The organism is Pseudomonas sp. ok272 (genome assembly GCF_900109995.1).
Taxonomy (GTDB): Bacteria; Pseudomonadota; Gammaproteobacteria; order Pseudomonadales; family Pseudomonadaceae; genus Aquipseudomonas.
In genome coordinates this window covers 101,533-122,688 of record NZ_FOCB01000005.1, presented here as the reverse complement: position 1 = coordinate 122,688, position 21,156 = coordinate 101,533, and the positions used below count along the sequence as shown (strand labels likewise).

Sequence of the window (21,156 nt, the reverse complement as noted above, 5' to 3'; positions counted from 1 at the left end):
GGTTTTGGAGTAATGACTATGCAACGCTACTCGGGCTTCGGCCTCTTCAAGCACTCACTCAGCCACCACGAAAACTGGCAGAAGATGTGGCGCACGCCGACCCCGAAAAAGGTCTACGACGTGATCATCGTCGGCGGCGGCGGGCATGGCCTGGCCACCGCCTACTACCTGGCCAAGGAGCACGGCATCACCAACGTGGCCGTGGTCGAGAAGGGCTGGCTGGGCGGTGGCAACACGGCGCGCAACACCACCATCGTGCGTTCCAACTACCTGTGGGATGAGTCGGCGCACCTGTACGAACACGCGATGAAACTCTGGGAAGGCCTGTCCCAGGACTTGAACTACAACGTGATGTTCTCCCAGCGTGGGGTCTACAACCTGTGCCACACCCTGCAGGACATCCGCGACTCCGAGCGCCGGGTCAGCGCCAACCGCCTCAACGGCGTCGACGGTGAATTGCTCAACGCCCAGCAAGTGGCCGACGAGATCCCGTACCTCGATTGCTCGAAGAACACCCGCTACCCGGTGCTGGGCGCCACTGTGCAACGGCGGGGCGGCGTGGCCCGTCACGATGCCGTGGCCTGGGGCTTTGCCCGCGCCGCCGATGCCTTGGGCGTGGACCTGATCCAGCAGACCGAAGTGATCGGCTTTCGCAAGGAAAACGGCGTGTGCATCGGCGTCGAGACCAACAAGGGCTTCATCGGCGCCAAGCGCGTCGGCGTGGTCACGGCCGGTAACTCCGGGCACATGGCCAAGCTCGCCGGGTTCCGCCTGCCGATCGAATCCCACCCGCTGCAAGCGTTGGTGTCCGAGCCGATCAAGCCGATCATCGACAGCGTGATCATGTCCAACGCGGTGCACGGCTACATCAGCCAGTCCGACAAGGGCGACCTGGTCATCGGCGCCGGCATCGACGGCTACAACGGCTACGGCCAGCGCGGTTCCTACCCGGTGATCGAACACACCATCCAGGCCATCGTCGAGATGTTCCCGGTGCTGTCCCGCGTGCGGATGAACCGCCAGTGGGGCGGCATCGTCGACACCACCCCCGACGCCTGCCCGATCATCTCCAAGACCCCGGTGCCGAACATGTTCTTCAACTGCGGTTGGGGCACGGGCGGCTTCAAGGCCACGCCGGGTTCGGGCAACGTGTTTGCCGCGAGCCTGGCCAAGGGCGAGATGCACCCATTGGCCGCGCCGTTCTCCATCGACCGGTTCCACAACGGTGCGCTGATCGACGAACACGGCGCTGCGGCCGTCGCCCACTAACAGGAGAAATTCCTATGTTGCATATCTTCTGTCCTCACTGCGGCGAGTTGCGCTCCGAAGAGGAATTCCATGCCTCCGGCCAAGCCCATATCCCGCGGCCCCTGGACCCCAACACCTGCACCGACGAGCAGTGGGGCGACTATATGTTCTTCCGCGATAACCCACGGGGCCTGCACCACGAGTTGTGGGACCACGTTGCCGGTTGCCGCCAGTACTTCAACGTCACCCGCGACACCGTGACCTACGAGATTCTCGAAACCTACAAGATCGGCACCAAGCCGCAGTTCACCGATCAGGCTGACAGCCCGAAAACCACCCCACAGGCGCTGGGAGCCAAGGTATGAGCCAGATCAATCGCCTGTCCAACGGTGGACGGATCGACCGCAACAAAGTGTTGAGCTTCACCTTCAATGGCCAGGCCTACAAAGGCTTTGAAGGCGACTCCCTGGCCGCCGCGCTGCTGGCCAACGGGGTCGACATCATCGGCCGCAGCTTCAAGTACTCGCGCCCGCGCGGCATCTTTGCCGCGGGCGCCGAGGAACCCAACGCGGTGCTGCAGATCGGTGCCACCGAAGCCACGCAAATCCCCAACGTGCGCGCCACGCAACAGGCGTTGTACCAGGGCCTGGTCGCCACCAGCACCAACGGCTGGCCGAGCGTCAACAACGACGTGATGGGCATCCTCGGCAAGGTCGGCGGCACGCTGATGCCGCCGGGCTTCTACTACAAGACGTTCATGTACCCGCAGTCGTTCTGGATGACCTACGAGAAGTACATCCGCAAGGCCGCGGGCCTGGGCCGCTCGCCCACCGAGAACGACCCGGACACCTACGACTACATGAACCAGCACTGCGACGTGCTGATCGTCGGCGCCGGTCCTGCTGGCCTGGCCGCTGCATTGGCGGCGGCGCGCAGCGGTGCGCGGGTGATCCTGGCCGATGAGCAGGAAGAGTTCGGCGGCAGCCTGCTCGATTCGCGTGAAAGCCTCGACGGCAAGCCCGCGGCAGAGTGGGTCGCCAGCGTCATTGCCGAACTCAAGGACACCCCGGACGTGTTGCTGCTGCCCCGCGCCACCGTCAACGGCTACCACGACCACAACTTCCTGACCATTCACGAGCGCCTCACCGATCACCTCGGCGACCGTGCGCCGATTGGCCAGGTGCGCCAGCGGATCCACCGGGTGCGCGCCAACCGCGTGGTCCTGGCGACCGGCGCGTGCGAGCGTCCGCTGGTCTACGGCAACAACGACGTGCCGGGCAACATGCTGGCCGGCGCGGTTTCCACCTACGTGCGCCGCTACGGTGTGGCGCCGGGTAAAAAGCTGGTGCTGTCGACCAACAACGACCATGCCTACCGCGTCGCCCTGGATTGGCTCGACGCCAGCCTGCAGGTCGTGGCCATCGCCGATGCCCGCAGCAACCCGCGCGGCGCGCTGGTGGAAGAGGCGCGGGCCAAGGGCATTCGCATCCTCACCAGCAGCGCGGTGATCGAGACCCGTGGCAGCAAGCGCGTCACCGCTGCCCGCGTCGCGGCGATCGATGTGAAGGCCCATGCCGTCACCAGTCCCGGCGAATGGCTGGAGTGCGATGTGGTTGCCAGCTCGGGTGGCTACAGCCCGGTGGTGCACCTGGCCTCGCACTTGGGCGGCAAGCCGACCTGGCGTGACGACATCCTCGGCTTTGTCCCCGGCCAAGCGCCGCAGAAACGCGTGTGCGTGGGGGGCATCAACGGCGTCTACGGCCTCGGTGACTCCCTGGCCGACGGCTTTGAAGGCGGCGCCCGCGCGGCCAGTGAAGCCGGCTTCGGCGTGGTCGAAGGCGTGCTGCCCAAGGCCCTGAGCCGCCATGAAGAACCAACGCTGGCGCTGTTCCAGGTGCCCCACGAAAAAGCCACGGCACGGGCACCGAAGCAATTCGTCGACCTGCAGAACGACGTCACCGCCGCCGCCATCGAACTGGCGACCCGCGAGGGCTTCGAGTCGGTGGAACACGTCAAGCGCTACACCGCGCTGGGCTTCGGCACCGACCAGGGCAAGCTGGGCAACGTCAACGGCCTGGCCATTGCGGCCCGTTCGCTGAACGTGACAATCCCGCAGATGGGCACCACCATGTTCCGCCCCAACTACACGCCGGTGACGTTCGGCGCGGTGGCGGGCCGGCACTGCGGGCACATCTTCGAACCGGTGCGCCACACCGCGCTGCATCACTGGCATGTGAAGAACGGCGCCGAGTTTGAAGACGTCGGCCAGTGGAAGCGCCCGTGGTACTTCCCGCGCAACGGCGAAGACCTGCATGCGGCGGTCAAGCGCGAGTGCCTGGCGGTGCGCGAAAGCGTCGGCCTGCTCGATGCGTCCACCCTGGGCAAGATCGATATCCAGGGCCCGGACGCCCGCGAATTCCTCAACCGCGTCTACACCAACGCCTGGACCAAGCTCGACGTGGGCAAGGCCCGCTACGGCCTGATGTGCAAGGAAGACGGCATGGTCTTCGACGATGGGGTGACGGCGTGCCTGGCCGACCAGCATTTCGTGATGACCACCACCACCGGCGGCGCCGCCCGCGTGCTGCAATGGCTGGAGCTGTACCACCAGACCGAATGGCCCGAGATGAAGGTGTACTTCACCTCGGTCACCGACCACTGGGCAACGCTGACCCTGTCCGGCCCCAACAGCCGCGCGCTGCTCAGCCAGGTCACCGGCATCGATCTCTGCAATGAAGCGTTCCCGTTCATGACCTGGAAAGAAGGCCTGGTGGGCGGCGTGCCGGCGCGGGTGTTCCGCATCTCGTTTACCGGCGAGCTGTCCTTCGAAGTCAACGTGCAGGCCGACTACGCCATGGGCGTGCTCGAACAGATCGTCGAGGCGGGCAAGGCCTACAACCTGACCCCGTATGGCACCGAGACCATGCACGTGCTGCGGGCCGAGAAGGGTTTCATCATCGTCGGCCAGGACACCGACGGCTCGATGACCCCCGACGACCTGAACATGGGCTGGTGCGTGGGCCGTACCAAGCCGTTCTCGTGGATCGGCTGGCGCGGGATGAACCGCGAAGACTGCGTGCGTGAAGAGCGCAAGCAACTGGTGGGCTTGAAGCCGCTCGATCCAACGGTGTGGCTGCCCGAAGGCGCACAGCTGGTGTTCGATGCCAAGCAGGCGATCCCGATGAAGATGGTCGGCCACGTCACGTCCAGCTATGCCCACAACTCCCTGGGCTATTCGTTTGCCATGGGCGTGGTCAAGGGTGGCTTGAAGCGCATCGGCGAGCGGGTGTTCGCGCCGCTGGCCGATGGCCGCGTGATCGAGGCCGAGATTGTGTCTTCGGTGTTTTTTGATCCGAAGGGTGATCGCCAGAACGTTTGAGGGCTGCAGTGCCTGTGGGGTGGCGGCTGTCGCTTTCGCGAGCAGGCTCGCTCCCACAGGGTCGAAGTCGCCAAGGGGATTTGAGTCAGGCATCAATTCATGTGGGAGCGGGCCTGCCCGCGAAGACGGCGGTTCGGTCACCACTGAAATTGAGGTTAATTGCACATCAGAATTTAGAACAGGTGCTCCACATGACCACAGCCAACGTATACCCACAACGCCCCACCACCGGGGCTCGCGCCGAGTCGTCGCTGCAGCATGCCGACCTCGCCAGCCTGGTGGGCAAGGGCCGCAAGAACGCCGGTGTCACCGTGCGCGAAAAGAAACTCCTGGGCCATTTGACGATCCGTGGCGATGGCCACGATGCGGCGTTCGCCGAGGGCGTGCACAAGGCCCTGGGTATTGAATTGCCGGGTGCCTTGCGGGTCATCGTCAAGGGTGAAACCAGCCTGCAATGGATGGGGCCGGACGAGTGGCTGCTGATCGTGCCCGGCGGCGAAGAGCTGGCGAGCGAGCAAAAGCTGCGAGCCGCCCTGGGCGAGTTGCACGTTGCGATCATCAACGTCAGCGGCGGCCAGCAACTGCTCGAACTGAGCGGGCCGAACGTGCGCCAGGTGCTGATGAAATCCACCAGCTACGACGTGCACCCCAACAACTTCCCGGTGGGCAAGGCGGTGGGCACGGTGTTCGCCAAGTCCCAGCTGATGATTCGCCACACCGCCGAGGACACCTGGGAGCTGCTGATCCGCCGCAGCTTCTCCGATTACTGGTGGCTGTGGTTACAGGATGCGGCGGGTGAGTATGGGTTGAGTGTGCAGGCGTGAGATCGCCTTCGCGAACGCCCCCAAAACTGTAGGAGCGAGGCTTGCCCGCGAAGACGATGTATCAAGCGCCATCAATGTCGGCTGAGGCACCCTCTTCGCGAGCAGGCTCGCTCCCACAAGAGACCACTTCGCCGACGAATGTTTAAGGAGTCACCGCAATGAGCCGCGCCCCAGACACATGGATTCTGACCGCCGACTGCCCCAGCGTCCTCGGCACCGTGGACGCGGTGACGCGGTTCCTGTTCGAGCAGGGTTGCTACGTCACCGAGCACCACTCCTTCGACGACCGGCTGTCGGCCCGCTTCTTCATCCGGGTGGAGTTCCGCCAGCCCGAAGGCTTCGACGAGCAGGCCTTTCGCGCCGGCCTGGAGGAGCGCGGCACCGCCTTCGGCATGGTCTTCGAGCTGACCGCGCCGCACTACCGGCCCAAAGTGGTGATCATGGTCTCCAAGGCCGATCATTGCCTCAACGACTTGCTCTATCGCCAGCGCATCGGCCAGTTGTCGATGGACGTGGCGGCCGTGGTCTCCAACCACCCGGATTTGAAACCCCTGGCCGACTGGCACCAGATTCCCTACTACCATTTCCCGCTGGACCCCAACGACAAGCCCGCGCAAGAGCGCCAGGTGTGGCAAGTGATCGAAGACTGCGGCGCCGAGCTGGTGATCCTCGCGCGCTACATGCAGGTGCTGTCGCCCGAGCTGTGCCGCAAGCTGGACGGCAAGGCGATCAATATCCATCACTCGCTGCTGCCCGGTTTCAAGGGGGCCAAGCCGTATCACCAGGCCTACAACAAGGGCGTGAAACTGGTCGGCGCCACGGCGCACTACATCAACAACGACCTGGACGAGGGCCCGATCATCGCCCAGGGCGTGGAGGCGGTGGACCACAGCCACTACCCCGAGGACTTGATCGCCAAGGGCCGCGACATCGAGGGCCAGACCCTGGCGCGGGCGGTGGGGTATCACATTGAGCGGCGGGTGTTCTTGAATGCCAATCGCACCGTTGTGCTCTAGATCGCTTTCGCGAGCAGGCTCGCTCCCACAGGGGAGCGCGATTGAGCTGTGGGAGCGAGCCTGCTCGCGAAGAGGCCAGAACAAAAAACACAGGACACACAGGCAACAATCGGAGCAATCAACGCGCTGCCTGCCTGGGCAACGCGCTTTCATAACAACAACGAACGAGGTGACAAGCATGTCTGGCAATCGTGGTGTGGTGTATCTGGGCGCGGGCAAGGTCGAGGTGCAAAAGATTGACTATCCGAAAATGCAGGACCCACGCGGCAAGAAGATCGAGCACGGGGTAATCCTGCGCGTGGTGTCGACCAACATCTGTGGCTCCGACCAACACATGGTGCGCGGCCGCACCACGGCCCAGACCGGCCTGGTGCTGGGGCACGAGATCACCGGCGAAGTGATCGAGAAGGGCAGTGACGTCGAGAACCTGAAGATCGGCGACCTGGTGTCGGTGCCGTTCAACGTCGCGTGCGGGCGCTGCCGCTCGTGTAAAGAGATGCACACCGGCGTCTGCCTGTCGGTCAACCCGGCCCGCCCCGGCGGCGCCTACGGTTACGTCGACATGGGCGACTGGACCGGTGGCCAGGCCGAGTACGCCATGGTGCCGTACGCCGACTTCAACCTGCTCAAGCTGCCGGACCGTGACCGGGCGATGGAGAAAATCCGCGACCTGACCTGCCTCTCCGACATCCTGCCGACCGGCTACCACGGCGCCGTGACCGCTGGCGTCGGGCCGGGCAGCACCGTATATGTCGCCGGCGCCGGCCCGGTCGGCCTGGCTGCAGCCGCTTCGGCGCGCCTGCTGGGCGCGGCGGTGGTGATCATCGGTGACGTCAATCCGGTCCGCCTGGCCCACGCCAAGGCCCAGGGCTTCGAGATCGCCGACCTGTCCCAGGACACCCCGCTGCATGAGCAGATTGCCGCGCTGCTGGGCGAGCCGGAAGTCGACTGCGCCGTCGACGCCGTGGGCTTCGAAGCCCGTGGTCACGGCCACGCCGGGGTCAAGCACGAAGCCCCGGCCACCGTGCTCAACTCCTTGATGGGCGTGGTACGGGTGGCCGGCAAGATCGGCATCCCCGGCCTCTACGTCACCGAAGACCCAGGCGCGGTGGACGCCGCCGCGAAGATGGGCAGCCTGAGCATCCGCTTTGGCCTGGGCTGGGCCAAGTCCCACAGCTTCCACACCGGCCAGACCCCGGTGATGAAGTACAACCGCCAGTTGATGCAGGCGATCATGTGGGACCGCATTCACATTGCCGACATCGTCGGGGTCGAGGTCATCAGCCTGGACGACGCGCCACGTGGCTACGGCGAGTTCGATGCCGGCGTGCCGAAGAAGTTTGTGATCGATCCGCACAAGATGTTCAGTGCGGGGTAAGCGAGGCAGTGCAAAGAGAAGGGCGACTTGAGGTCGCCCTTTTTGTGCTTCAAATCCCTGAAATCCCTGTGGGAGCGTGTCGTGAGTTAGAGCCCCGCCAACGCCCCTTGGTAGAGCACCGGCCCGGTCGGCTGGCCGGTGGGCGAGCCACCTTCGGGTTCGAGGCTGACGGCCAGGGCAATCGGTTGACCCAGCAGGGCGTGTTGCGCCGGGCTCAAGGCGACTCGACCTTTGCCACCGGCCGGGATCACGCCCAGGGACACCGGCTTGCCGTCGGCGGGGATCGCCCACAGTTCCAGGCTGCGCCCCGGGTCGACGGCGGCCAGGGTCAGGGGTTCGACTTGCAGGTAGTTATCGTGGGCCTTGATGCGCAGCGCCGGTTGCGCGTCGACGGCCAGCAGGGTGGCGCTGTACTGGGCGCTGTCGCGCTGGTAGAGGATGCCCAGGGTCAGGGCCACCAGCAACGAGCACGCGGCTGCGGTGATGCGCAGCCAGTTCCAGAACGGTCGCTTGGCGGGCACGTGCAGTGCTTGCGGCTCGATGCGCGCCGTGATGGCGGTCCACACCCGATCGGGCACGGGCACCTCCACCAGCGGTTCATTGAGACGGGCCAGGCTTTCCTGCCACATGGCCAGCTCTTGGCGCAGGTCGGCATCGTCCAGCAGTAGCTGCTCGAAGCGACGGCGGGCGGCGGAGGACATCAGGCCGATGGCATAGTCGGCGGCAAGTGCCCGGCGCAGGCGGCGGTTTTGATAGTTCATGGTTCAAGGCACCTGCGCAGGCGCTCCATGCCACGACGGATCCACGACTTGACCGAGCCCAGGGGCGCGGCCAGGTGCTGCGCCAGTTCCGAGCACGACAGGCCCTGGAAGTAGGCCACGGTGATCGATTGGCGCTGCCTATCCTCCAGACTGTCCAGGCAGCGGTTGAGGGCACTGGCCTCGCGCTCGCGGCTCATCTGTTCGTGGGCGCTGGGAGCGGTGTCCTCCAGGGCTTGCGCTTGCAGGTCACTCAGGGGCCGGTCGCGCTGCCGGCGCAACTGGTCGATGGCCTGGTTGCGCGTAATGTTGATCATCCAGGTCATGGGTGCCGACAAGTGCGGCTGGTAACGCGAGGCGTTGTTCCAGATGCGCACGAAGCTCTCTTGCAGCACGTCTTCGGCCAGGTCCTTGCGTCCCATGAAGCGCAGAGCCACACCGTGCAGGCGTGGTGCGACGCTGCGGTACAAGGTCTCGAATGCACGACGCTCGCCCAGGGCGCACTGGGCCAGCAGCTGTCTGAGGGGATCGGTGTCGGCGGTGGAAATGACCGTGCTCCAGGCAGTGCCCGGCACGATAATGTGCCGAACGCAGGCTGAGGGTAGTTCACGCTGGGCGGTTGTTCCATTCACGGTGACAGGCCCTCTGGCAAACACCGGCCCCGGTGCGCGGGGCCGGTTCAGGCCTTCAGCCTTTTGGCATCAGCACTTTGTCGATGACCTGGATCACGCCGTTGGATTGGTACACGTCATAGGTGGTGATGTCGGCGACGTTGCCCTTTTCATCCTTGATCACGATGTTGTGCGGGCCGTTCATCATGACCCACAGCTTGCCCCCGGCGACGGTGGTCAGTTCGGCCTTGCCGCCGCCGGCCTTGATCTTCTCGGCCAGGGTCATCATGTCGAGTTTCCCGGCCACCACGTGGTAGGTCAGGATGTGAGTCAGGGTTGCCTTGTTGGCGGGTTTGAGCAGGGTGTCGACCGTACCGGCCGGCAGAGCGGCGAACGCTGAGTTGACCGGGGCAAAGACGGTGAACGGACCTTTGCCCTTGAGGGTATCGACCAGACCCGCGGCCTTGACGGCAGCGACCAGGGTGGTGTGATCGGCCGAGTTGACGGCGTTGTCGATGATGTCCTTGCTGGGCATCATGGCCTGGCCACCGACCACCACATCGTCGTGGCTCATCGTGGCGGCTTGCACCGTGTGCAGGGCAAAACCGCAGGTTACTGCCAGACTCAACAGCGTGGCGATCAACGGGGTTTTCATCGAAGTGCGCTTCATGGTGAGGGTCCTTGTGAGGAATCGGCCAGGAGTATCTGTCCGTGTGGGGTATACGCAGACAGGCAAGGATTGGATGCAGCGCAGTACAATTGTTTTGTTGCCGGGGGCACGCACACAGGTGTGCCGAAGCCTGGCCGGGAACAATGAGGGACATGGCCAGTCAAACGGCTGGTTTTCACCGCCCGGTTGCGGGTGGTTTTTATAGCTCAGGAGTTTTTCGATGAAAATTGCACGTGGTTTTGCCTTGGCTTCGCTCATGACCCTGGCAGCCAGCCCGGTGTTCGCCGGTTTTGACCTGAGCCAGGTTGCCGGCGCGGTGTCCGGCATGCAGGGTGGGAACTCCGCCAATTCCCAAGCGATCGGCCTGCTGGGCGACCTGAACAAGTTGAACGTGAAGCCGGAGCAAGCCATTGGCGGCGCCAGTGCGATGCTGGGTCTGGCGAAGAACCAACTGAGCGGCACCGATTACTCGGCGCTGACCAAGAGCGTGCCGGGGGTCGACAAGTTGACGGACAGCAGCCAGCTGTCAGGGTTGGGCGCCTTGCTCGGTTCGTCGAACAAACTGTCGGGCCTGCAGAACTCGCTGGGCAGCAACGTCAAGACCACCGGCGACCTGGACAGCGCCTTCGGGGCCCTGGGCATGGACAGCGGCATGGTCGGCCAGTTTGCCCCAGTGATCCTCAAGTACTTGGGCGAGCAGGGTGTTGGCGGTCCACTGCTCAAGTCCCTGGGCGGGATCTGGGGCGCTTAACGCGCCTTCAATCACGCCCGGCGCGCAAGGCGTCGATGCGTGAGTCCTTCTCGGTCCAGAGCTGGTTGACCCAGCTCTGGACGTATTGACGAAACAGCGGATCGTTTTCGTAGTCGCCCTGCCACAAGGCCGGGTCCAGCTCGCGGGTCTTGATGTCGATGATCACCCGTGGCACCGCACCACTGATCAAATCCCAGAACCCCGGAATCTTCTCCTGTGGATACACCACGGTGACGTCGAGCATGGCGTCCAGCTGTTCGCCCAGTGCGGCCAGGACAAACGCCACGCCACCGGCCTTGGGCCTGAGCAGGTACTTGAACGGCGCTTGCTGGTGTTGGCGCTTGGCCTGGGTGAAACGGGTGCCTTCCAGGTAGTTGACCACGGTCACCGGCTGGCGCTTGAACAGCTCGCAGGCGCGCCGGGTGATTGCCAGGTCCTGGCCCGCCCGTTCCGGGTGCTTGGCCAGGAACGCCTTGCTGTAGCGCTTCATGAAGGGGTAGTCGAGCGCCCACCAGGCCAGGCCCAGGAACGGCACCCAGATCAGCTCGCGCTTGAGGAAGAATTTGAAGAATGGCGTGTGCCGGTTGAGGGCCTGGATCAGGGCCGGGATATCAACCCAGGATTGGTGGTTGCTGACCACCAGGTACGAGGTGTCGAGCCGTAGGCCTTCGCCACCACGAATGTCCCACTGGGTGGGGATGCACAGGGCGAAGATCCGTTTGTCGATCTCGGCCCAGGTCTCGGCGATCCACATCACGGCCCGGCTAGCAGCGTCGCGATAGCGCCCCGGCAGCAGGAGCTTGAGCAGGGCGAATACCATCAATGGCCCGATCAGGACCAGGGTGTTGAGCAACAGCAGCAGGGTGACGAAACAGCCGGTGAGCAGGCGGCGCATAAGGAACTCTTGCAAGCAGGTGGACGGGCCATGATAAGCAGCTTCGGCGTGAAGGCCAAATCGACGGTGACGAATGTTTCACCTGTGGCGCGGTAGGGTGGCTGTCCTGTGGGGTTATGAGTTGAAGGTTCTGGCCTCATCGCGGGCAAGCCCGCGAAGAGGCCAGCCCATTCAACATCGATGTCGCCAGACTTACCGCGTTCGCGGGCAAGCCTTAATGCCAGTCAGTTAAGGCGCCAAACCTGTGGGAGCGAGCCTGCTCGCGAAGACGGCAACACAGCCAACATCTCCGTTGACTGACCTACTGCTATCGCGAGCAGGCTCGCTCCCACGTGGGTTTCGCTTAACTGACTGGCATTAGGGCAAGCCTCGCTCCTACAGATCCGGGCTTGGCACTGGAGGTGTGTTCGTCGTGGACCAGGGTGGGCTTGCCCGCGATTGCTATCTGAAGACCGAACGATTTGCCGGCTAACGGTCTAAAATTCCGCTGTCCTACTCAAGCAAGGAAATTGTCCACGTGAAATCCGTCCTGGCGCTGTTATCCCTCCTGGCCCTGCCGGTCATGGCCGCCGAGCCGACCCTGTATGGCCGTTACGAATACATCAAGCTGCCGGAAATCGGCGGGCAAGTGCTCAAGGCCAAGATGGACACCGGGGCGCTGACGGCGTCGCTGTCGGCCAAGGACATCGAGACGTTCACCCGCGATGGCGAGGAGTGGGTGCGCTTTCGCCTCGGCACCAAGGACGCGAGCGACAAGGTGTATGAGCACAAGGTCTCGCGCATCAGCAAGATCAAGGGCCGGGCCGACGAGGGCGACGAGAAAGACGTGGCCGAAGTCGCCAAGCGCCCGGTGGTTGATCTGGAGCTGTGCCTGGGTAGCATCAAGCGCACGGTGGAGGTCAACCTGACCGACCGCAGCAGCTTCAACTATCCGTTGCTGATCGGTGCCAAGGCACTGCGTGAATTTGGCGCGGCGGTGAACCCGGCGCGGCGCTTTGTGGCGGACAAACCGGACTGTTAACACGTGGAAACACTCTGCTCCGGTGTGTTTCATCCATTGCCTACGGGGCGGTGTGCTTGGGGACTACAGAAAACGCCTCTGATTCGTTGACGTCAGATTGACGGTGATTACGCCCTGGTGCACCGTTTGCGCACTTAACTGCCAGACTCTGCTGATGCCTCATATTCTGATTGTCGAAGACGAAGCGGCGATTGCCGATACGTTGATCTTTGCCTTGCAAGGCGATGGCTTCACCACGACCTGGGTGAGCCTGGGCGAAGCCGCGCTTGAGTATCAGCGCGCAACGCCGGCTGACCTGATCATCCTGGACATTGGTCTGCCGGACATCAGTGGCTTTGAGGCCTGCAAGGCGTTGCGCCGTTTCAGCGAGGTGCCGGTGATCTTTCTCAGCGCCCGCGACGGGGAGATCGACCGGGTAGTGGGCCTGGAGATCGGCGCCGACGATTACGTGGTCAAGCCGTTCAGCCCGCGCGAAGTGGTCGCGCGCGTGCGCACCATTCTCAAGCGCATGGCACCCCGGCCGGGGATCCAGGCCACCAGCGCGCTGTTCGTGGTCGACAATGAACGGGTGCTGATCACCTACCGTGGCCACGCCCTGAGCCTGACCCGTCATGAGTTCCGCTTGCTGCATTGCCTGTTGGAGCAGCCCGAGCGGGTGTTCAGCCGCGAGCAGTTGCTCGATGCCCTGGGCGTGGCGTGCGACGCCGGTTATGAGCGCAGTATCGACAGCCACATCAAGAGCGTGCGCGCCAAGATGCGGCTGGTGGCGGCGAATGCCGAGCCGATCCAGACCCACCGTGGCCTGGGTTACAGCTACAGCCCAGGGCATAGCTGATGCGCCTGGGGCTGCGGATCTTCCTGGTGTATGCGCTGTTTATCGGCCTGACCGGTTACTTCGTGCTGAGCACGGTGATGAAAGAGATCCGCCCCGGTGTGCGCCAGTCCACCGAAGAAACCCTGGTGGACACCGCCAACCTGCTGGCCGAGATCCTGCGCGATGACTTCAAGGCCGGCACCCTCAATCAAAATCACTGGCCGCAGTTGCTCAAGGCCTATGGCGAGCGGCAACCGCAGGCGACGATCTGGGGCTTGCCGAAGAATCAGGTCAACCACCGCATCTATGTCACCGACGCCGAAGGCATCGTGGTGCTGGACTCCAGCGATACGGCGGTGGGCCAGGATTACTCGCGCTGGAATGACGTCTACCTGACCTTGCGCGGTGAGTACGGGGCGCGCTCGACCCGCAGTGACCTCGCCGACGCCAGTTCATCGGTGATGCACGTCGGTGCGCCGATTCGTGACAACGGCACGATCATCGGTGTGGTGACCGTGGCCAAGCCCAATAGCTCGTTGCAACCGTATGTCGATCGGATCGAGCGCCGGCTGCTGTGGTTCGGCGCCGGTTTCATTGGCCTGGGCTTGTTGCTCGGCGCGCTGTTGTCGTGGTGGCTCAGTCGTGCGCTGGGGCGGCTGACCGCCTACGCCCAGGCGGTCAGCGAGGGCCGCCGTGCCGAGTTGCCGCACTATCGCGGCGGCGAGCTGGCCCAACTGGCCACGGCGGTGGAGCACATGCGCACGCAGTTGGAAGGCAAGGCTTACGTCGAGCGTTATGTGCACACCCTGACCCACGAGTTGAAGAGCCCGCTGGCGGCGATCCGTGGTGCCGCCGAGTTGCTCCAGGATGAGATGCCACAGGGTCAGCGCCAGCGTTTTGTCAGCAATATCGACGCTGAAAGTGCGCGGATGCAGCAGTTGATCGAGCGCCTGCTGACCCTGGCCCAGGTCGAGCAGCGCCAGGGCCTGGAGGCGCGGGTGGCGGTGCCATTGGCGGCGTTGGTGGATGAGTTGCTTGATGCGCAACAGGCGCGCATTGAGCGAAAGCAGTTACGGGTCGAAAAATCCATCGATGCCGATCTGAAGCTGACGGGTGAGCCGTTCCTGCTGCGTCAGGCGTTGGGCAATCTGTTGGAGAATGCGCTGGATTTCACCCCGTCCCACGGTGTGTTGCGCTTTAGTGCTGGGCGTGTGGGGACGCTGGTTGAGTGCCGGTTGTTCAATCAGGGTGAGCCGATTCCCGACTATGCCTTGGGGCGCTTGAGTGAGCGTTTTTATTCCCTGCCGCGGCCTGACAGCGGGCGCAAGAGCACGGGGCTGGGGCTCAACTTCGTCGAAGAGGTGGTGAAGTTGCACGGTGGCTCGCTGGTGGTCGGCAATGTACCGGGCGGCGTTGAAGCGAAGGTGTGCTTGCCTTAGTGCTTCGCGAGCGGGCTCGCGAAAAACTCCATTCTTCACACACTCTCCATGCTGTCCCCATAAACCCTCCACAGGCCGGCCCCAGACTCTCTCTCATTCGAACAGGGAGAGACCCATGAACCGAAGCTTGGCGATAAAACTAGGGGCGATTGCCCTCTTGATTGTGTTGTTGATGATTCCGTTGCTGATGATTGGCAGCATGATTTTCGACCGTCAGCAGTTGCGTGACGGTGTCCTTGAGGACATTGCCCGCAGTTCCAGCTACAGCCAGCAAGTGACCGGCCCGCTGATGGTGGTGCCGTACCGCAAGGTGGTGCGGAGCTGGAAGCTCAATGAAAAGACCAACGCGCGGTATCAGGTGACGTCCCAGGAGCGGGGCAAGTTGTACTTCCTGCCCGACCGTTTCGAGTTGGACGGCAAAGCGCAAACCGAGTTGCGGACGCGGGGTATTTACCAGGCGCGTTTGTTCCATGCCGACAGCCGCATCAGCGGCGGGTTCTCGGTTCCCGAGCACTTGGGCATCAAGGAGGACTTTGCCGATTACACGTTCGATGCGCCTTACCTGGCGGTGGGTATCAGTGATATTCGAGGCATCGAAAACGCCCTGCAACTGGAACTCAATGGCCAGCGCCTGGACTTCGAGCCCGGTACGCAAGAGGAGTGGCTGGGTGAGGGGGTGCACGTGGTGCTGCCGGCGTTGAATGCGCTGAAGGCCTCTGAGGTGGACTTCGGTTTCGACCTGCGCTTGCAGGGCACCGGTCAACTGACGATCACCCCGGTGGGCAAGGCCAGCAAGGTGAGCCTGGCGGCCAATTGGCCGCACCCCAGCTTTATCGGTAACTACCTGCCGGCGCAGCGCGAGGTCAGCGCGAGTGGGTTCACCGCGCACTGGCAGACGTCATTTTTCTCCACCAACCTGGAAGAAGCCCTGGGCAGTTGCCTGGAGCGTTCGAGCTGCGAGGAGTTCAAGAGTCGCAGTTTCGGTGTGAGCTTCATCGAGCCGGTGGACCAGTACCTCAAGAGCGATCGGGCGATCAAGTATGCGCTGTTGTTTATCGTGCTGACCTTCGCCGGTTTCTTCCTCTTCGAGGTGCTCAAGGGCCTGGCGGTGCACCCGGTGCAATACGCCCTGGTCGGGGTGGCGCTGGCGTTCTTCTACCTGCTGCTGTTGTCGCTGTCCGAGCACATCGGCTTTGCCCTGGCGTACCTGATATCGGCCAGTGCCTGTGTGCTGTTGGTCGGTTTTTATGTGGGTCACGTGTTGCACAGTGCCCTGCACGGGCTGAGTTTCTCGGCTGGGCTGGCGGCGTTGTATGGCTTGCTCTACGGGCTGTTGAGCGCCGAGGACTATGCGTTGTTGATGGGTTCCGTGCTGCTGTTCGGCCTGCTGGGCGTGTTCATGGTGCTGACCCGCAAGTTGGACTGGTATGGGATTGGCCGGGGCACGGTGGCGGTGGCCGGTGAGTAGGTCGCTGGGGTTGCGCGAGGATCGGTGTCAGGGGCAACGGCTGGCGCGGCAGATCGCCGGGTTGTTTGCCCTGGACCGGGGCGAGGCTGTAGCGGGTAGGCGCGTGCAAAACCCCGGAGGTCCCCTGTGGGAGCGAGCCTGCTCGCGAAAGCGCTGAGTCAGACACCTTCAGCGTTGACTGACAGGACGTCATCGCGAGCAGGCTCGCTCCCACAGAGTGGGGGCGGTGTCAGACCTTCGGCACGGTCGCCAGCATCGACGGGCGCTGGCTGACCTCGGCGTACCAGGCGGCCAGTTGCGGCTGGGCCTCGCGCCAGTTGAGGTCGGGGTGGCGCAGGTCCAGGTAACCGAGGGCGCAGGCGACGCTGATGGCGGCGATGTCGAAGTGGCAGGTCAGCTCGGCAATGGCGTCCGCTTCCAGCACCGCGAGGGCGCGGCGGATTTTGTCGCGCTGGGCGTCGAGCCACTGCTCCCAGTGTTTCTCCGGGGCGCGCAAGGCGAGTTCGTAGCGGATCATCACCGCGGCGTCCATGATCCCGTCGGCCAGTGCCGCCAGGGTCAGGCGTCGCCAGCGGGCCGAACCTTCGGCGGGGATCAGCGGGTTGCCGACGTGTTGCTGGTCGAGGTAGTCGAGGATCACTCGGCTGTCGTACAGCACGTTGCCATCGGCCAGGCGCAGGGCGGGGATCTTGCCCAGCGGGTTGTCCTGGTTCAACGCGGTGTCGGGGTGGATGGGGCTGAGCTGGCTCAGTTGCAGGGCGACGCGGTCCTGCTGCCCGGTTTCGTGCAACAGCACCCGTACTTTACGGACGAAGGGCGAGGCCGGGTTGTGGAACAGGGTCATGCTGGGCGTGGACATGGGCATTCCTCGGCAGTCGGCGAAAGAGCAGGGGCTTAGCCTAGATCAGTTTCACCGTGGCTGGCGAGGGGTAGGGTGAGGTCATGAGATTGCCTTCGCGGGCAGCCTCGCTCCTTGTGGTGACCGAGTTCCTCCAGGAACAATACGATCATCTGAGCGAGGCTTGCCCGCGAACGCGTCCGCCCAGACAACGAGGCCCTCAACCCCGCTTGACCAACCCCCACACCCCGAGCACCGCCGGCACACCCAGGCCAATCCAGCTCAGGCCATCCCAGAGCCCATCCCCCAGCAACGCCGCGAACAACCCCGCCGCACTCAGCAGGGCGATGACGGTGGGGGTGGCGAAGACTTTCCAGAAGCTCGACTGACGGGGCCTCATGGCTTGGCCGCCTTGCGCCGCACGATCCACAGGTAAACGCCGCTGGCCAGGACGATGATGGTCAGCACGTCCAGCACCGCCCAGAGGATTTTCATCGGCATACCGCCGTAGTCGCCGAAGTGCAGCGGCGTCGACATGCCCATGGCGTCCATGTACCACGGCCGTTCGCCGATGGCCGTGACCTGCAGGGTGCTGGCGTCGATCAGCACCGGGGTCAGCAGGTGCGAGGTGAGGTGGGTGCTGCCTTTCATGAACACCGCGTAATGGTGCTCGCTGGAGAAGCGGGTGCCGGGGAAGGCGATGAAGTCCGGTTGCATGCCGGGCGCCGCGTGCTGGGCGATGTCGATCAGGCGGCTGGCCGGGGCCAGGTGGATCAGCGGTGGCGCGCCGCGATAGGGTTCGACCATCGCGCTCAGGCTTTCGCTGCGCCAGGCGGCGATGATCAGGTCGGCGCAGGCGCTGATGACGCCGGTCACCCCCACCACCAAGGCCCAGGTCAGGGTGACGATGCCGATCAGGTTGTGCAGGTCGAGCCAGCGCAGGCGGGTGGATTTGTCCTGGCGCACGGTGGCGAACTTCAACCGGCGCATGAACGGCAGGTACAGCACCGCGCCGGAGACAATCGCCACCACGAACAGCAGGCCCATGAACGCCAACAGCAGTTTGCCCGGCAGGCCGGCGAACAGGTCGACGTGCAGGCGCAGGATGAACATCATCAAGCCGCCATTGGCCGAGGGCACTGGCAGGGCGTCGCCGGTGCGGGCGTCGAGCATGAAGGTGTAGGACGAGTTGGGCTCGGTGCCGGCGGTCCTGGCCATGATCGCGATCACGCCATTGGCGTCCTCTTCGTCCCAGGCCAGGTACTGCATGACCTCGTCGGGGCGATGGGCCTGGGCCTTGGCCACCAGTTGCTGCAGGTCCAGTTGCGGGGTGTCGGCCGGCAACTGCGCCAGTTGCGGCGCGTCGCCCAGCAGGTGATCGATTTCGTGATGAAAGATCAGCGGCAGGCCGGTCAGCGCCAGCATCAGCAGGAACACGGTGCAGATCAGGCTGGTCCAGGTGTGGACGAAGGACCAGCGGCGGATGGTTTTACTTTTCATGGATCATCCAAATGCAAAAGGGCCACGGCTCTACCGTGACCCTTGTTTCGAACCGACGGGGGTCAGTCGTTTACCACTTGTAGTTCACCGCTGCCACGACGTTGCGCTCGTCACCGTAGTAGCACCAGGCGCCGTCGCAGGTCGACAGGTAGTCCTTGTCGAAGAGGTTCTTGGCGGTCACTTCCACCGAGACGCCCTTGAGTGCCGGGTTCACGCGGCTGAGGTCGTAGTGCACGGCGGCGTCGTACACGGTGTAGGAACCGACGTGACCATTGGCGGTGTTGCTGGTGTTGCCGTAGGTGTCGCCGACATAGCGCACGCCCGCGCCGACGCCAAAGCCGTCGAGCAGGCCGGCGCGCCAGGTGTAGTCGGACCACAACGAGGCCTGGTTGCGTGGCACCAGTTTCATCCGGTTGCCCTTGTCGTCGCCGTTGAGGATTTCGGTGTCGGTGTAGGTGTAGGAACCCACCAGCTTGAGGTTGTCGGTGACCTCGGAGGTCGCTTCCAGCTCAAGGCCGCGCACTTGCAACTTGCCGATCTGGCGGGTGATGTTGTTCTGGCTGACGGAGACGTTTTCCTGCTTCAGGTCGAAGACGGCAGCGGTCAGCAGGGTCTTGCTGCCCGGCGGCTGGTACTTCACGCCGACTTCGGTCTGCTTGCCCTCGGTGGGCTTGAGCGACTCGGTGGCACTGGCGTTGGCGCCGGCGCTCGGTTGGAACGACTCGGTGTAGGAAATGTACGGGGTGATGCCCGAATCGAACACGTAGCTCAGGCCGGCGTTGCCGCTGAAGGCCTTGTCGCGCTGGGTGTTGGTGGCGTCCTTGTTGTTGAAGAAGGTGGTGCCGGTGTGAATCCAGTCCTCACGCCCGCCGAGGGTCAGGCGCCATTGATCCAGGGCGATCTGGTCCTGGACGTAGAGGCCGGTCTGGTTGGTCTTCTGGTTGTAGTCGTAGAAGGTCATGAACGATTCGTTAGGGCGCGGCTGGTTGTAGATCGGGTGGTTGGGGTTGATGCTCGACGCCGAGCCTTCGATCCAGTGGTAACGCGTGTCGCTGCGCTGGTGATCCAGACCCAGCAACAGGGTGTGGCTCAGGGCGCCGGTCTGGAAGTCGGCCTGGAAGTTGTTGTCCACGGCCAGTTGCGAGATGTCTTCGTCGACCTTGTCGTAGATCCGCGCCAGCATGCCGTCGGGGCTGACGGCGCTGTCGCCGTAGCTGGCATAGGTGGTGTGGAAGGCCAGTTCGCTCTTGGTGTAGCGCAGGTTCTGCTTGAACTGCCAGACATCGTTGAGGCGATGGTCGAAGGCGTAGCCCAGGGCGTAATAGGTGCGGTCGTAGTAGTCCTGGTCCGGCTCGCCGAGGTTCTTGTGGTGGGAAATATCACCATTGGGCGAAGGCAGCTTGGTGCCCTGCAACGGCAGGAACTGGCCACTGACCCCGGTATCGTCGCGGGTGAACTGCGAGAGGAAGGTCAGGTGAGTGTCGTCGCCGATGTTCCACGTCAGGCTGGGGGCGATGTTGTAGCGCTTGTCGTCGACATGGTCGATGGGGGTGCCACCATCGCGGACCACGCCGTCGATGCGGTACAGGAACTGGCCTTCGTCGTCGATCTTGCCGGTGCTGTCGAAGCTGATCTGCCGACGGTTGTTGCTGCCGGCCTCGGCGCGCACTTCGTGGCTGGCGAAGGCCTCCGGGCGGCGGCTGACCATGTCGAGCATGCCGCCGGGCGGCGTCTGGCCGTACACCGATGAGGCCGGGCCACGCAGCAGGGTGATGCGCTCCAGGTCCCAGGTTTCGACTTTCGGGTTGGCGTAGGAACCCTTGGGCAACGGCAAGCCGTCGAGGAATTGGCTCGGTTCGAAACCGCGCACCCGCAGCCAGTCGGCGCGTGAGTCGCTGCCGTAGCTGCTGGCGATCACGCCGGGCATGTAGCGCACGGCGTCGTCGAGGTTCTGCACACCGCGGTCTTCCATCTGCGCACGGGTGATCACCGACATCGAGCGCGGGGCTTCGACGATGGCGGTGTCGGTCTTGGTGCCCGACGCGGTGCGGGTGGCGACGTAGCCATCCACCGGGCCCCAGGCGCTTTCGCTGTTCTCGACGCCGATCACGTTGGTTTCCGGCAGGGCCATCACGCCATCGGGGGTGCCCACCAGGCTGTAGGTGCCGGCGCTGCTTTGTTCCAGTTGCAGGCCGGTGCCTTGCAAGGCTTGGCGCAGGGCGCCGGGGGCGTCGAACTGGCCCTTGACCGGGGCCGAGGTCTTACCGGCTGCCAGCGCCGGGTCGAGGCTCATGGCGAGGCCGGCCTGGCTGGCGATCTGGTTCAGGGTGCTGGCCAACGGCGCGGCCGGCAGATCGTAGGCGCGCACGCTGGACGTCTGTTCGGCGGCTATCAGCGCGGTGCTGGTCAGCGGCAGGCCGAAGGCAATGGCGAGAGCCAACAGGCGGGGGCGCAACAAGGTGTCTAGCGAACGGGACATATGGCGTCTCCTGAATGGAAATATTTCTCAATTGCCTATGTGCCGAATGAGAGTTGAAAAGTGATAG

19 protein-coding genes are annotated in these 21,156 nt (G+C 64.0%); 11 read left to right on the top strand and 8 right to left on the bottom strand.

All coding sequences use genetic code 11. The annotated features are described in order from the left end of the window. Positions 1-18: 18 nt before the first annotated feature. The 6 genes from BMW74_RS10030 (at position 19) to fdhA (ending at position 7,845) form a co-directional block, all read left to right on the top strand. Complete coding sequence (locus BMW74_RS10030) at positions 19-1,269, top strand: sarcosine oxidase subunit beta (protein WP_093417875.1); 1,251 nt, start codon at positions 19-21, stop codon at positions 1,267-1,269. A 14-nt stretch (positions 1,270-1,283) separates the two neighbouring features. Further along, positions 1,284-1,613, top strand: coding sequence for a sarcosine oxidase subunit delta (locus BMW74_RS10025; RefSeq protein WP_093417872.1), 330 nt, complete (start codon positions 1,284-1,286; stop codon positions 1,611-1,613). Next, entirely contained in the window at positions 1,610-4,627 is a 3,018-nt protein-coding gene (locus BMW74_RS10020) for a sarcosine oxidase subunit alpha (protein ID WP_093417868.1), read from the top strand. Before BMW74_RS10025 ends, BMW74_RS10020 begins: the two co-directional genes overlap by 4 nt. A gap of 191 nt (positions 4,628-4,818) precedes the next feature. Beyond that, positions 4,819-5,451 carry a sarcosine oxidase subunit gamma gene (locus tag BMW74_RS10015; RefSeq protein WP_093417864.1) on the top strand — a complete coding sequence of 211 codons (633 nt, stop codon included), beginning with the start codon at positions 4,819-4,821 and terminating at the stop codon, positions 5,449-5,451. Positions 5,452-5,609: 158 nt separating this feature from the next. Beyond that, positions 5,610-6,467: a formyltetrahydrofolate deformylase gene (gene purU, locus BMW74_RS10010; protein ID WP_093417861.1), complete on the top strand. Its 858-nt coding sequence runs from the start codon at positions 5,610-5,612 to the stop codon at positions 6,465-6,467. 178 nt (positions 6,468-6,645) lie between these two features. After that, positions 6,646-7,845: a formaldehyde dehydrogenase, glutathione-independent gene (gene fdhA / locus BMW74_RS10005; protein ID WP_093417857.1), complete on the top strand. Its 1,200-nt coding sequence runs from the start codon at positions 6,646-6,648 to the stop codon at positions 7,843-7,845. 86 nt (positions 7,846-7,931) lie between these two features. Here the strand turns inward: fdhA and BMW74_RS10000 are convergent, their stop codons facing one another. From BMW74_RS10000 to BMW74_RS09990, 3 genes are read right to left on the bottom strand one after another with little or no spacing between them, the layout of a single operon-like run. Next, the gene (locus BMW74_RS10000; RefSeq protein ID WP_093417853.1) at positions 7,932-8,606 is read right to left on the bottom strand and encodes an anti-sigma factor; all 675 of its coding nucleotides are present in this window, start codon (positions 8,604-8,606) and stop codon (positions 7,932-7,934) included. After that, the gene (locus BMW74_RS09995; RefSeq protein ID WP_093417848.1) at positions 8,603-9,235 is read right to left on the bottom strand and encodes an RNA polymerase sigma factor; all 633 of its coding nucleotides are present in this window, start codon (positions 9,233-9,235) and stop codon (positions 8,603-8,605) included. The genes BMW74_RS10000 and BMW74_RS09995 overlap by 4 nt, the downstream gene beginning before the upstream one ends. A gap of 55 nt (positions 9,236-9,290) precedes the next feature. Further along, positions 9,291-9,884, bottom strand: coding sequence for a fasciclin domain-containing protein (locus BMW74_RS09990; RefSeq protein WP_093417844.1), 594 nt, complete (start codon positions 9,882-9,884; stop codon positions 9,291-9,293). A gap of 220 nt (positions 9,885-10,104) precedes the next feature. Here BMW74_RS09990 and BMW74_RS09985 point away from each other — a divergent pair, with 220 nt between their 5' ends. Beyond that, a complete protein-coding gene (locus tag BMW74_RS09985; RefSeq protein ID WP_093417841.1) occupies positions 10,105-10,635 on the top strand; it encodes a DUF2780 domain-containing protein in 531 nt (176 codons plus the stop codon). 7 nt (positions 10,636-10,642) lie between these two features. Here BMW74_RS09985 and BMW74_RS09980 read toward each other — a convergent pair whose 3' ends face one another. Next, positions 10,643-11,530, bottom strand: a complete 888-nt coding sequence (locus tag BMW74_RS09980; protein WP_093417839.1) for an acyltransferase — start codon at positions 11,528-11,530, stop codon at positions 10,643-10,645. 517 nt (positions 11,531-12,047) lie between these two features. Between BMW74_RS09980 and BMW74_RS09975 the strand changes: the two genes are divergently transcribed. The 4 genes from BMW74_RS09975 to creD all read left to right on the top strand — a co-directional run bounded on the left by BMW74_RS09975 (position 12,048) and on the right by creD (position 16,272). Next, positions 12,048-12,551 (top strand): retropepsin-like aspartic peptidase RloA2, encoded by a 504-nt coding sequence (locus BMW74_RS09975; protein ID WP_093417835.1) that lies wholly within the window; start codon positions 12,048-12,050, stop codon positions 12,549-12,551. 154 nt (positions 12,552-12,705) lie between these two features. After that, positions 12,706-13,386 carry a two-component system response regulator CreB gene (creB, locus tag BMW74_RS09970; RefSeq protein ID WP_093417830.1) on the top strand — a complete coding sequence of 227 codons (681 nt, stop codon included), beginning with the start codon at positions 12,706-12,708 and terminating at the stop codon, positions 13,384-13,386. Beyond that, complete coding sequence (gene creC, locus BMW74_RS09965) at positions 13,386-14,804, top strand: two-component system sensor histidine kinase CreC (protein ID WP_093417825.1); 1,419 nt, start codon at positions 13,386-13,388, stop codon at positions 14,802-14,804. Before creB ends, creC begins: the two co-directional genes overlap by 1 nt. Before the next feature lie 115 nt (positions 14,805-14,919). After that, positions 14,920-16,272 (top strand): cell envelope integrity protein CreD, encoded by a 1,353-nt coding sequence (creD, locus tag BMW74_RS09960; RefSeq protein WP_093417822.1) that lies wholly within the window; start codon positions 14,920-14,922, stop codon positions 16,270-16,272. A gap of 229 nt (positions 16,273-16,501) precedes the next feature. Here the strand turns inward: creD and BMW74_RS09955 are convergent, their stop codons facing one another. From BMW74_RS09955 to BMW74_RS09940, 4 genes are all read right to left on the bottom strand, one after another. After that, positions 16,502-17,131, bottom strand: coding sequence for a glutathione S-transferase (locus tag BMW74_RS09955; RefSeq protein ID WP_093417819.1), 630 nt, complete (start codon positions 17,129-17,131; stop codon positions 16,502-16,504). A 199-nt stretch (positions 17,132-17,330) separates the two neighbouring features. After that, a complete protein-coding gene (locus BMW74_RS09950) occupies positions 17,331-17,510 on the bottom strand; it encodes a hypothetical protein (RefSeq protein WP_093417816.1) in 180 nt (59 codons plus the stop codon). Next, positions 17,507-18,610 carry a PepSY-associated TM helix domain-containing protein gene (locus BMW74_RS09945; protein WP_093417813.1) on the bottom strand — a complete coding sequence of 368 codons (1,104 nt, stop codon included), beginning with the start codon at positions 18,608-18,610 and terminating at the stop codon, positions 17,507-17,509. The genes BMW74_RS09950 and BMW74_RS09945 overlap by 4 nt, the downstream gene beginning before the upstream one ends. 70 nt (positions 18,611-18,680) lie before the next feature. Further along, positions 18,681-21,089: a TonB-dependent siderophore receptor gene (locus BMW74_RS09940; RefSeq protein ID WP_093417810.1), complete on the bottom strand. Its 2,409-nt coding sequence runs from the start codon at positions 21,087-21,089 to the stop codon at positions 18,681-18,683. Between the last annotated feature and the right edge of the window lie 67 nt (positions 21,090-21,156).

Excerpts from the sequence above, each read along its gene's own strand:
- BMW74_RS10030 (WP_093417875.1), top strand. The coding sequence starts at position 19 with ATGCAACGCTACTCGGGCTTCGGCCTCTTCAAGCACTCACTCAGCCAC.
- BMW74_RS10025 (WP_093417872.1), top strand. The coding sequence starts at position 1,284 with ATGTTGCATATCTTCTGTCCTCACTGCGGCGAGTTGCGCTCCGAAGAG.
- BMW74_RS10020 (WP_093417868.1), top strand. The coding sequence starts at position 1,610 with ATGAGCCAGATCAATCGCCTGTCCAACGGTGGACGGATCGACCGCAAC.
- BMW74_RS10015 (WP_093417864.1), top strand. The coding sequence starts at position 4,819 with ATGACCACAGCCAACGTATACCCACAACGCCCCACCACCGGGGCTCGC.
- purU (WP_093417861.1), top strand. The coding sequence starts at position 5,610 with ATGAGCCGCGCCCCAGACACATGGATTCTGACCGCCGACTGCCCCAGC.
- fdhA (WP_093417857.1), top strand. The coding sequence starts at position 6,646 with ATGTCTGGCAATCGTGGTGTGGTGTATCTGGGCGCGGGCAAGGTCGAG.
- BMW74_RS10000 (WP_093417853.1), bottom strand. The coding sequence starts at position 8,606 with ATGAACTATCAAAACCGCCGCCTGCGCCGGGCACTTGCCGCCGACTAT.
- BMW74_RS09990 (WP_093417844.1), bottom strand. The coding sequence starts at position 9,884 with ATGAAGCGCACTTCGATGAAAACCCCGTTGATCGCCACGCTGTTGAGT.
- BMW74_RS09985 (WP_093417841.1), top strand. The coding sequence starts at position 10,105 with ATGAAAATTGCACGTGGTTTTGCCTTGGCTTCGCTCATGACCCTGGCA.
- BMW74_RS09980 (WP_093417839.1), bottom strand. The coding sequence starts at position 11,530 with ATGCGCCGCCTGCTCACCGGCTGTTTCGTCACCCTGCTGCTGTTGCTC.
- creB (WP_093417830.1), top strand. The coding sequence starts at position 12,706 with ATGCCTCATATTCTGATTGTCGAAGACGAAGCGGCGATTGCCGATACG.
- creC (WP_093417825.1), top strand. The coding sequence starts at position 13,386 with ATGCGCCTGGGGCTGCGGATCTTCCTGGTGTATGCGCTGTTTATCGGC.
- creD (WP_093417822.1), top strand. The coding sequence starts at position 14,920 with ATGAACCGAAGCTTGGCGATAAAACTAGGGGCGATTGCCCTCTTGATT.
- BMW74_RS09955 (WP_093417819.1), bottom strand. The coding sequence starts at position 17,131 with ATGTCCACGCCCAGCATGACCCTGTTCCACAACCCGGCCTCGCCCTTC.
- BMW74_RS09950 (WP_093417816.1), bottom strand. The coding sequence starts at position 17,510 with ATGAGGCCCCGTCAGTCGAGCTTCTGGAAAGTCTTCGCCACCCCCACC.
- BMW74_RS09945 (WP_093417813.1), bottom strand. The coding sequence starts at position 18,610 with ATGAAAAGTAAAACCATCCGCCGCTGGTCCTTCGTCCACACCTGGACC.
- BMW74_RS09940 (WP_093417810.1), bottom strand. The coding sequence starts at position 21,089 with ATGTCCCGTTCGCTAGACACCTTGTTGCGCCCCCGCCTGTTGGCTCTC.